Origin of the sequence: Rhodococcus sp. EPR-134, from assembly GCF_001647205.1 — a bacterium.
GTDB lineage: Bacteria > Actinomycetota > Actinomycetes > Mycobacteriales > Mycobacteriaceae > Rhodococcus_F > Rhodococcus_F qingshengii.
On sequence record NZ_LVCT01000651.1, the window covers coordinates 1 to 11238 of the forward strand.

An 11238-nucleotide genomic window follows, 5' to 3' on the forward strand; every position below is an offset into this window, starting at 1 on the left:
CTTGTCGAACTGAACTCGATGATCGTGGGCGACATGCGCAACCGGTTCGTACCTCAGTCGCCAACCCGCAGCCTGCAGTCGCCAGCAGAAATCGACGTCCTCGGCTACTTCGAGACTCTCGTCGAAACCGTTGCATTCGAGTGCCACGTCGCGCCGGACGATCACGGCGGCGCTGGGGACATAGGCGACCGGACTGCCCGACTTCACCGCAGCTTCCTTGCGTCCGAGGTCGAGAGACGATCGCATGTTCTCGTACCGCGCCAGCGCCGTCCCGTACGGATCGAGGGCGACGATGCGGGGTGCAACAAGGGCAACCCCCGGATCGCTGAAGTGGCCCAACATCAACTCGAGCCAACCGGCACGCGGTATGACGTCAGAGTCCAGAAAAGCTACGAAACGTGTTTGGGCCGAACGCAATCCCGAGTTTCTCGCTGCCGAGGGTCCGCGGGCACTCTCGTGCCGGACCACTGTGATGGTGCCGGTGCCCGGGCAGGCGCGACGGGGCTCCACCGGCACTTCCGAACCGTCGTCGACAACGATGACGGTCAGATCCTTGAGGACGGGCAATAGGCGTTCGACGCCGGCCTGGTTGTCCTTGACCGGAATCACGACCGTGACATCGGCAGCGGACGGCGTCGACATCGGACGAGGATTCGCGACACCTGAATCGAGAAGGTGTCGCGCAACCGCAGCGCTCTGCTGATCGACCACCTCGAGGAAGCCGTCACCGATCATCGCCGCAGCCGTCGGCGCCAGCTTGAGCATCCGCGTCGGAGATCCGCCGATGAGTACCCGGCCACCCGAGTACGTGCGCACCTTGGGGTCCAACCGAATGCCGAAGCCGTCGGGGAGTCTTGCTGGTCGCATCAGATGATCGTAAGGGACGTAGCCCGTCGTGCTGCAACTCGTCGCAGCCTCGAAAGCCGTCGCAGGTGGACCGTCCGCCCCCACTCGGTCGTGGTCGTCACCGAAGCCTCCCATCTGGACCAGGCTCCCACCGGGCCAGTCCATCCGTCACGCGTCCTACCAACTCACCGAAGATGTATGCGCCGTCTTCGGCGGTAGCCCCGACTGGATTGCCGAGAACGCCGTTTTGCGACACAGCGACCATACCGCCCGAACGCATTCCTGGCATCAGGTCCGCGATAGGAGACAAATTTCCTGTCTCAGCAAGGCTCATGTGCACCAAATCGGGCGAAAGGTGCAGCAATAGGCTCGTTTCAGTGTGTCCGGCATGCGCGTCGGCACCCGCAACAGCGCACGGCACCCAAGCAGCATCACGCCCCTCATACCGCAGAAGTGCCACCGCTTTGGCCAATGCGGGACCATTTCCGCCGTGGCCGTTGACGAACAGCACCCGCTTCGTCCATCGGAACGCCGACCTTCCGTATTCGACGACGACGGTTTCCATAGCCTCGGCACCGATCGAAATCGTGCCGGCAAACCCTTCGTGTTCGCCGCTCGCCCCGTATTCGATGGCCGGGGCCACGACGACGTCGGGCAGAGCCTGTGCGACTGCTCTCGCGATCCGAGTGTCGGTATCGAGAGGCAGGTGCGGTCCGTGTTGTTCAAAAGAACCGACCGGGACCACGACGGTGAGCGCAGTGCCCTCGAGCGAAGGACTCGGGATGGCAGCAAGGTCACGCGGAGAACTCATCCCCCGATCGTATTGGTGCGGGCCCCTCCCACCGCAACACTGCATGCGGATACACCGGGGCATTGTTGCGCCCCGGCGTATTCGTCAGTTGTCGCGGTTCACGCCGCTGTCGGTGGGCTGTTCCCGCCGATCGGCTGTTGATACGGATCGATCGACATCGGTGGATAGAACACCGATTTCCGATCCGGTCCGATCTCCACCCGCCACTCCGTGTGGTGCATCGTCCGATGGTGATGACCGCACAACAGAATCAGATTATCGAGATCCGTTGGGCCACCATCGTTCCAGTGAACAATATGATGGGCATCGCACCACCCCGACGGAGTCCCGCACCCCGGAAACGCACACCCACCATCACGAACCGCAAGAGCCCGCCGCTGCGGCACCGTCGCCGTTCGCGCTTCCTTACCGCAGTCGAGCGGAACACCACTCTCGTCCAACAAGATCCGGGTGACCGTGCAGTCGCACGCCAACATCCGGGCCGTGTCGATACCGATCGGGCCCACCCAATCCGTCCACGCAAACCCCAACTCCTCCGTGGACGGCAAGAGGTCCTTCAACGCCTTGAGGTCCGTCATGTCTTTCGCAGACGCAGTCACCGTGATGTGCGGTTTCACCCCGCCCTCGATCGGACCCAACCCCGCCCGCTCATACCGCCGCAACAACTCGCAAAACCCATCCGCCCGCCGCAATGCCGGAGTGCGGGTGTCTTTGGCGCCGTCCTTCTCCGGCGTCGGAGCCGACAGACTCGACAATAATGTGATCAGACGCGCCCCGTTCACAGCATCTAGGTCTCCCTTCACCGACACGCGCCCGTACAAACCTTTCGACGCGTAGAACTCGTTACGCTCCGAATCCTCCCCCACCGGAACGCCGTCCTCACGGTTTCCGTACTGCTTGTCGATCCGCCGGATCGCCACTCGCACCGCATCACAATCCGCAATGTTCTTCGACGCCAGGCCAAGCAGGATCCCGCGAGCCGTCTCCACGTCCGCCGGCGTCATGTTCTTCGGCGGATGCTGACAGAACGACGCCACCTGCCGCGCCTTCAACGCATCCACGTCACCACGGTGAAACGCATCGCCGACAACAGGTTCGAGCATCAACAACCGCGCCAACCCGACCAGCAGACTGCACTCACCGATCTCCAGATTCGTCGAACCATGCAACCACTGTGCGATCGCCCGAAAACCCTTCCCGCCGAGAACCTCACGGGAAAACATCTCCACGATCAGCAACACCATCCGCGACTGCAACTCGTGTCGGGCGCGCACCAGATCCAGAACCTCACCCTTGAGGTCCTCGCTATCCAGTTGCCATGCTTCCCGACTGTCCATGCTCAAAGTTTAATCGAACATACTTTCGATAACCAGAGACAAAACGGACGACTTATATCGCCAACGCGGCCCGATGCCCCTCGATGACGGCCGCGTGCGAACGCCTCGGAGACAAGGCGTCACCGATGCGAAATTTCTCGAAACAGCTTCCCTGCAAGGTGTTCCACAACTCGTCGACAGGTTCCTGCTGTGTCGCGAAGACCACCCAGTCGACTGCAACTTCCTCGGTCACACCCGTCGGAAGGTGAACCAAGCTCACGAGCTGCGAGGCCCCAGCGCTCACCGAAGTCACCATCAGATCTGTCCGTTGACCGATCGACTTCTCGAACGCTCGGCGGTTCCACCCCTCGAAATCCAGGGTGATGCTCAGGTCCTGCGCGACCACCATGCCGTTGGTCGCGATCGTGACGGCACAGCCTCGATCAGCGAGGAACTCCGCCACCGACGTACCTTGATGGAATCCCAGTTCGTCGTAGACGAGCACCGTTCCACTCGGCAGAATCTTGCCGTCGAGAACGTCTCGAACACCCACCACACGCTCTGATCCACCCGCCCACGCCGGTCGCACAGGCCGCGCTCCGGTTGCAATCACGACCACCTCGGGCGCGCGCTCCTCCACGATCGCGAGATCGGCTCCAGCATCCAACTCGATCGTCACACCGCTTCGGCGACACTCAGATTCGAGATTCCGGACGAGGTCGGCGAGCTCACGGCGAGCCGGTACCACCGAGGCGGTAAGAATCTGTCCCCCAAGTCTTCGTTCACGCTCGAACAGCGTCACCGCATGACCTCGCTGGGCCGCTGTAGCCGCAGCTTGCAGGCCGGCCGGGCCACCACCGACCACCACCACCGTGCGGCCCCGTCGCCGCGGCATCGGCAGCGGTACCGATTCCCGACCGGCGCGCGGATTTTCGGTGCACCCCAACCAACGTCCCAGACCCATCCGCCCGACGCATTCCTGGTTGCAGGACAGGCAGGTTCGCACCTGTACCGATTGACCAGCACGCGCCTTGTTCACAAAATCCGGATCGGCGATCTGCCCGCGAACTACTCCCACCAGATCGCATACACCGTCCTCGAGTGCGGCTTCGGCTTGCTCCGGCGTCTTGAAACGGCCGACTCCGACGACTGGAAGATCGACGACCTCCCTGATAGCAGACGGGACGAAGTTGGCGTAGCCGGTGGGTGCAGCCATCGATGCTTCCACCAGATGCAGTGTTTCCGTGGCCATTCCGACGGTGGTGTTGATGTAGTCGACGTGACCGTCAGCTTCGATGAGTTGAGCGGTGGCTACTGCGTCGGACAGTTCGATGCCACCCCGCGTTCCTTCGTATCCACTCAGGCGCACACCGAGCACACGATCCGGGCCGATGGCCTTACGCAGTACCCCGAGCACTTCGAGAAGGAAACGCGCACGATTCGCCACGCCCCCGCCGTAGCGATCGGTGCGCAGGTTGGTCGAGGGTGCGAGAAACGCGCGCACGATGGACGACTGCGACGCCTGCAATTCCACCCCGTCGAAGCCACCGGCAACGCAGTTGCGCGCAACAAGGGCGAACCCTGCGAGAATCTCGGCGATGTCCGCGTCGTCGACAGCCTTGGGCACCTCGCGGAACAACGGATCCGCAACGGCGCTCGGCGCCAACAGCGGCGATCGCGAATAGGTTCCAGCGCCCTGACCCCCATTGTGGTTGATCTGCGCGAGAATCGACGAACCATGCGCATGAACGGCGTCGGTGATCCGCCGGTATCCCTCGATCGCTTCCGGCCGATAGCCCGCAATCATCTTCTCGTACGGTCGATCCGAAGGATGCGTCGAGTGCTCCTCGGTGATGATCAGACCCGCACCGCCGCGTGCCCGCGCCTCGTAGTAGCTCGAGTGCTGCTCCGTCGGCAACCCGTTCTCCGCGTAATTGGTCAGGTGTGCGGAGAACACGACCCGATTGCGGAGTGTCAGGTTGCCCAGGCGCAGTGGCGCGAAGAGGCGCGGGTACGGCGTCATCAGACCTTGGAGTTTCCTTGATCGAGAGCGATATGACTTGCCGTGACGGTGCGGGAACCGTCACCGGCGAGCCACAGGACGGTATCGGCGATCTCGTCAGGTTCGGCGAAAGCGATGTCCGAGAGGATCGGAGTGAAGTTGGGAAGGTACTGCGGAAACTTTGCGAATACCTCGAGAGCGCCCTGGTCGACCCCCATCGGCGTATTCACTCCGTAAGGATGGATCGAGTTGACCCTGATCTTGTACTCCCCCAGTTCCTTTGCCGCGGCCTGCGTCAGACCGACGAGACCGAACTTGGCGCTCGCGTAGTGCGCCTGTCCGGGCAGCGCCTTGAGTCCGGCCACCGAACTGACCACGATGATCGATCCACCGCGCCCACCCTCGATGATCGCCGGCACCGAGGCCTTGAGGGTTTTCCAGACTCCGGTCAGGTTGATGTCGATCAGGGTTTCCCACTGCTCGTCCGACATTTCCCAGAATCGATTCCAGTTGCAGACCCCGGCGTTGGCGACCACGATGTCGAGACGTCCGAACTGTTCGACGCCGTCCTTGACCACCGCGGTGAGCGCTGCGCCGTCACGGACATCGACCTCACGGGCGAGGATCTTCCCGCCCTCCGCTTCCACCAGACGTATCGTCTCGGCAAAGTCCTCGGAAGTTGCTGCGTCGTAGGAATTGTCCGACGCCACCGACGCGCATACGTCGACCGCGATGATCGCTGCTCCCTCGCGCGCCATCTTGACCGCGTGCGCACGTCCTTGACCGCGCGCTGCGCCGGTGATGAAAGCAACGCGACCTTCGAGCGAACGAACTGAACCCTGTGTCATGAGATAGCCCTCTCTGCAGAATTGAAACTCGTTCTAGTAGTAAACCCTGCAAAGCGCCCTTCGCGGATGGATTCGAGAACAGTTCTCGGGGCAACCGAGTCGCCCACCTGAATGTCGGCCTCTTCCTTCAGCGTTTCGTTCGGCAGACGAGGCGAGCAGTCGATCACCACTTCGCACTCGAGCTGTGACCGCTCGCCGGTATGGACGTGTTCGACGCAGACGGCCCCTCGTGCGATTTCGGTGACACGTGACGCGAGCACCCTGGTGATCCCGGCCTGCTGGATGCGCGTGTTGGCGCCGACCAGATCCCCACTCGCGCCGAGCCTCGAACCGACGATGCTGTCGGGAGTCACAATCGAGACGGAGATGCCATGGGCCGCGAGTGCTTCTGCGAACGCCACCGCGATCGGTCCACCGAGGGGATCGATCAGCGCGACCGGACCCGGCCCCACGGTGCTCAACTTCTCGAAGGCTTCCGACGCATCCAACCACCGAACCGAATCGTCGACCGGATACGTCGGCGGCCTCGCAGCACTACCGGTGGCAACGACAACAAACTCGCCCCGGCTGCGTGCGTCACCCAGGCCTTGGGCGTCGAGCGCCGCCCCGGTCCGCATCGTCACGCCGCTACGACGGCATTCGTCCTCCAACCACTGCGCGAGGAGTGCGAACCGGCTACGGCCGTCACCTCGCGCAAAAGTTCGGATCATGCCGCCGAACTGCGATGAACTCTCGACGAGTGTGACCGAGTGCCCCGCCACCGCCGAGATCCGTGCGGCTTCCATCCCAGCGGGGCCACCCCCCACGACCAGCACGGCTCCCGGTGTCGAAATCTGCTCTCGCTCATCGGGGTCCACCGTCTCGAAACCCGCGCTCGGATTCCCGACGCACGTCACGACAGGATTGCGAGGATCACGCACGAGGCACGTCTGATTGCAGAGCACACACGGCCGGGGACGATCGCCGCGCGCGGCTTTCACAACCAGGTCCGGGTCTGCGATCTGGGCCCGGGTCATCTCGACGAACTCACCTACTTCCAGCGCCGCGTGAGCGTCGGCGATGTCCACGACACTCCCCTGCACGACAACAGGAATCGACAGAGCGGCCTTGATCTCACAGCACAGATCGAGGTTGAAGTTCGGCGGGCAGTGAAAATCGGGGCGGTACCGGTCAGACGAATAGAGTCCGCCACGAACGACGACAAGGAGATCGAGGAACGGAGACACTTCACGCGCGATACCGATGGCAAGATCGGGCGTCAGACCCGCCCATGGAGCTTCCTCGTCACAGGACAACCGCAGGGAGACAACGTGATCCGACCCGACTTCCTCGCGCACTGCCGAGATGACCTCGCGAACAAGAGCAACGCGATCGCTACCGTATCGGTCTTGCCGAGTGTTGGTCAGACCCGAAAGGAATTGTCGCAGAATGCTTCGAGGACCGGCATCGAGTTCCACTCCGTCCATTCCCGAAGCGACGGCCAGCGCCGACGCCTCACGGAAGCCGACTATCAGCTGGTCGATTTCCGGCTGCCCCATTGCCATCGGCAACTCACGCGTCGCCGGGTCGGCCACTCTTGACGGTCCCCACAGCACCGACTGGGAGTATGCGCTCGATCCCTGCATGCCGGTATGACCGAGCCCGGCCAGAACCAGCGTTCCGTACGGAGCACATGCAGCCGCGATCGACTGCCACCCCGGGCCACATTGCGACGCCAACGGCGCCCGCTCGTACGGCCAGTCGTTCTCCGATACCGAGGCCACTTCGGTGACGACGATCCCGGTTCCGCCCTCGGCGCGGCGCTGGTAGTACGCACGGTGCCGATCGGAAAGCGAGCGTCCCACAGCAAGATTGGTCTCGTGCGGACCGAAAACAACCCTGGACCGGACGAGGCGTCCGGCCAGGGTCGTGTGTTCGTCGAGTGTCAACTCACAGCTCTATCGGAGCCGTAATCTCAGCTGGCACCCAATGTGCGTGTGAAGCCTTCCGGAATCACCAGGTCCGCCGGGCTCAGTTCGGTGATGGACGAGTGGCCGAGGCCCATCAGCCCCGAGTCGATGCCCATCCGCATGAGGTCGAGCACGTTCTCGACACCGGCCTGGCCGTTGGCCGAGAGGCCCCACAGGTAGGCGCGCCCGAGCATGACGGCCTTGGCTCCGAGTGCGAGCGCCTTGACGACGTCGCCGCCGCGTCGAATGCCGCCGTCGAGAACAACTTCCACCTGATCGCCCACGGCCTCGGCAATGCCCGGGAGCACACGGATCGGCGCCGGGGTGCCGTCGAGGTTGTTACCACCGTGGTTGGAGACCGAGATAGCGGAGACACCGGCGTCGACAGCTCGCTTGGCGTCGTCGATGCGCATGATGCCCTTGAGCATGAACGGTCCACCCCACTGCTCACGAAGCCAGGCGATGTCTTCCCACGTCGGAAGCGGAGTCTGCATCCACTCGCCGTATGCGCCGAAGAACGTCGGTGCAGGCTGGCCGGGAGCCGCGAGGTTGGGGGTGGTCAGGTCCGGGATCTTGCCGGTCTTGGCGAACTCGAGCAACCACTTCGGGCGCATGATTCCCTCGGGTGCGAACTGGAACATCGCCTTGAGGTCCATCTTTTCGGGGATGGACGGGCTGCCCCAGTCGCGACCGTACGAGAAGGACCAGTCGGTGGTGATGATCAGGCCCTTGGCACCGGCAGCGCGAGCGCGCTCCATACGCTGCAGGAGCACGTCGCGGCTGCCGACCCAATACATCTGGAAGAAGACCTGCGGGTTGGCCGCGGCAACTTCTTCGATGGACTTGCTGGCAAAAGAACTCAGTCCGATGGCTGTTCCCCGTGCTGCAGCCGCACGGGCTACCGCTACTTCACCGTCGGGGTGCACTGCCTGCACACCGGTCGGTGAAATCATGACGGGCAACGAAATGTCCTGGCCCATAATGGTGGTGGACATCTCGCGCTTGTCCGACAGCCCGGCAGCGTGGGGAGCGAAACCCAATTCGCTGAATGCCGCGACGTTGTCGTCGACCGTCAGCCCTTTCTCGGATCCCGCTACCAACGCCGCGTACACGGACTTGGGCAACCTCTTCTTCGCGCGGCGCTGTGCTTCTGCCACCGTCTCGAAGAAAGCATTCTTAGCCATTGAACTGACCTCTCTGGGGTGCAGCTTTCGCCGCACTGTCGGTATCGCGCAGTAGTTACTGCATTCCCGCAAGCGGGTTTTCGTCACAAATCTTGGCGGGCGGACGCATCATCAGTGTCAGTGGCACCGATGCACGTGGGGTCTTACGTTGACCGGAACGGGAGTGGTCGACACTGGACTTCGGGACCTCTCCCGCCGACGCCAGTGCCATTTCACCGTTGCCGATGACGCACTCGGGGTCAGGTCCGTCCATCGGCAGTCCGGTGAAGAACTTGGCCGCCATGCAGCCGCCGCGGCAGGAGTCGTAGTGGTTGCACTTGCTGCAGGCGCCACCGGTTTGGGGCGATCGCAGCTCCTCGAACAGGTCCGAGTGCTGCCAGACTTCCTGGAATCCACCGTCTTTCACGATGTTTCCGGCGAGGAACTGCTCGTGAATCGCGAAGGGGCATGCGTACACGTCACCGACCGGGTCGATCAGGCACACGACGCGGCCCGCGCCACAGAGATTGAGACCGGGCAGTGCATCGCCGAAGGCGGAGAGGTGGAAGAACGAGTCGCCCGTCAGGACGCCTTCGCCATTGGCGACCAGCCAGTTGTAGAGCTCACGCTGCTGCTCCGGACGCGGGTGCAGGTCGTCCCACACGTCGGCGCCGCGGCCCGAAGGACGCAGTCGAGTGATGCGCAGGGTCGCGTCGTACTTGTCCGCGAGAGCCTTGAACTCGTCGAGCTGACTGACGTTGTGCCGCGTGACGACTACCGAAATCTTGGCGTCCTTGAAGCCGGCTTCCTTCAGGTTCGCGAGAGCGCGCTCGGCCATCGCGAACGAACCAGGCCCGCGCACAGCGTCATTGACCTCAGCGGTGGCACCGTCGATGGAAATCTGCACGTCGACGTAGTCACTGGCTGCGAGGCGCGCCGCGACCTTCTTGTCGATCTTCACGCCGTTGGTGGAGAACTTCACACCAACCTGGTGGTCGGTCGCGTAGTCGACGAGCTCCCAGAAGTCGGAGCGTACCGTCGGCTCGCCGCCACCGATGTTGACGTAGAAAACCTGCATACGCTGCAGCTCGTCGATGATGGACTTGCACTGTTCGGTGCTCAGCTCGTTGGGGTCACGACGACCCGACGACGAAAGGCAGTGCACGCAGGACAGGTTGCAGGCGTAGGTGAGTTCCCACGTCAGGCAGATGGGGGCGTCGAGTCCGAGTTCGAACTGATCGACGAGGCGACCCACCTTGGCGGGCGGGGAGGGCTGTTCAAGAACTGAGGTCATGGCTGTGTCCTCGCGAAGAAATGAAGCGGGCGAACGTGCGGAAGGGCTGTTCCGCACGTGGGGGCGAGCGTCTGGCTCAGACAGGCACGATCATGTGCGAGTCGGCGAGAGTGCTCAGCGCGCGGGCATATTGGGGAGCCGCGTCATCTTCGATGCCTTGCGCACGTAGTGCGGACCGGACATCAGGATGGTCTGGCAACGCCTTGACCACCGCAACGATGGTCGTGTTCTTCAGGAACGACAGCTTGCGTGTTCCGAAGTGGTAGAGCAACGCCCCGAAAGGTTCGGGGCGAAGCGCTACCTGCGGGTGGAGTTTCCACCCCGCATCGAGATCCAAAGCAGACACGGTCAGTACACGCCGCACATGCCGTCGATGGAAACTTCCTCCACGAGGGACTCCTCGACGAGGTCGTTCTCGAGCGCCTTGTTGTCACGATCTGACATGGATTCCTCCTGCGGTCGCACTCCGTCTGGAAGTCTGTAGATCAGACTTCCAACCTGGGAGTTGGTGGTCACTAGTGGGACTTCACTGTGACTCGGTTCACCACTGTAATGGCATCGAGTGCAGAATGACACACATGGAGCGAAAAAAGTATGCGTAGCCGCAAGAAACCGTCCGCTCGGATAGGTCGTCGCCCCTCCACAACGAAGGAGGGAATCAGCACGATCGGGATCGAACTGTTTTCGACAGTCGGCTTCAACGAGGTGAGCGTCGACCAGATAGCCGACGCCGCCGGCATCGCGCGTCGGACCTTCTTTCGCTACTTCCCGTCCAAGAACGCCGTCCCCTGGGGAGACTTCGACGGACATCTCGACGAGATGCGCGAGCACCTGGATTCACTGCCCGCTGATATTCCGTTGGTCGACGCACTCGAATCCGCATTGTTGACGTTCAACACCTTCCCACCGGAAGAGACTGCGGTACATCGCAAACGGATGGAATTGATCCTCGAAGTTCCGACGCTTCAGGCATACTCTGTGGTGATGTACGAAGGTTGGCGGCAGGTGG

At 62.7% G+C, this 11238-nt stretch carries 11 protein-coding genes; 1 reads left to right on the top strand and 10 read right to left on the bottom strand.

What is annotated here, in order from left to right; all coding sequences use genetic code 11:
- The 10 genes from mftF to mftA form a co-directional block, all read right to left on the bottom strand.
- Window positions 1-867, bottom strand: an 867-nt coding sequence (gene mftF / locus A2J01_RS28275) for a mycofactocin biosynthesis glycosyltransferase MftF (RefSeq protein ID WP_064114059.1), incomplete at its 3' end; no start/stop codon positions are given.
- 97 nt (window positions 868-964) lie between these two features.
- Window positions 965-1657 (bottom strand): mycofactocin biosynthesis peptidyl-dipeptidase MftE, encoded by a 693-nt coding sequence (gene mftE, locus A2J01_RS28280; RefSeq protein WP_064114054.1) that lies wholly within the window; start codon window positions 1655-1657, stop codon window positions 965-967.
- 98 nt (window positions 1658-1755) lie between these two features.
- Window positions 1756-2994, bottom strand: coding sequence for an HNH endonuclease signature motif containing protein (locus A2J01_RS28285; protein WP_064114055.1), 1239 nt, complete (start codon window positions 2992-2994; stop codon window positions 1756-1758).
- A 52-nt stretch (window positions 2995-3046) separates the two neighbouring features.
- Window positions 3047-4996 (bottom strand): mycofactocin system FadH/OYE family oxidoreductase 2, encoded by a 1950-nt coding sequence (locus A2J01_RS28290; RefSeq protein ID WP_064114056.1) that lies wholly within the window; start codon window positions 4994-4996, stop codon window positions 3047-3049.
- Complete coding sequence (locus A2J01_RS28295; protein ID WP_003941966.1) at window positions 4996-5823, bottom strand: mycofactocin-coupled SDR family oxidoreductase; 828 nt, start codon at window positions 5821-5823, stop codon at window positions 4996-4998. Before A2J01_RS28295 ends, A2J01_RS28290 begins: the two co-directional genes overlap by 1 nt.
- Window positions 5820-7751, bottom strand: coding sequence for a mycofactocin system FadH/OYE family oxidoreductase 1 (locus A2J01_RS28300; protein ID WP_064114057.1), 1932 nt, complete (start codon window positions 7749-7751; stop codon window positions 5820-5822). Before A2J01_RS28300 ends, A2J01_RS28295 begins: the two co-directional genes overlap by 4 nt.
- Window positions 7752-7777: 26 nt before the next feature.
- Window positions 7778-8956, bottom strand: a complete 1179-nt coding sequence (mftD, locus tag A2J01_RS28305) for a pre-mycofactocin synthase MftD (RefSeq protein WP_003942047.1) — start codon at window positions 8954-8956, stop codon at window positions 7778-7780.
- 55 nt (window positions 8957-9011) lie between these two features.
- A complete protein-coding gene (mftC, locus tag A2J01_RS28310; protein WP_003942089.1) occupies window positions 9012-10229 on the bottom strand; it encodes a mycofactocin radical SAM maturase in 1218 nt (405 codons plus the stop codon).
- A 76-nt stretch (window positions 10230-10305) separates the two neighbouring features.
- Window positions 10306-10593 carry a mycofactocin biosynthesis chaperone MftB gene (gene mftB / locus A2J01_RS28315; protein ID WP_007728309.1) on the bottom strand — a complete coding sequence of 96 codons (288 nt, stop codon included), beginning with the start codon at window positions 10591-10593 and terminating at the stop codon, window positions 10306-10308.
- Window positions 10578-10673 (bottom strand): mycofactocin precursor MftA, encoded by a 96-nt coding sequence (gene mftA, locus A2J01_RS28320; protein WP_063836238.1) that lies wholly within the window; start codon window positions 10671-10673, stop codon window positions 10578-10580. The genes mftB and mftA overlap by 16 nt, the downstream gene beginning before the upstream one ends.
- Window positions 10674-10823: 150 nt before the next feature.
- Here mftA and A2J01_RS28325 point away from each other — a divergent pair.
- A partial coding sequence (locus A2J01_RS28325; protein ID WP_064114058.1) for an acyl-CoA-like ligand-binding transcription factor occupies window positions 10824-11238 on the top strand: 415 nt, incomplete at its 3' end.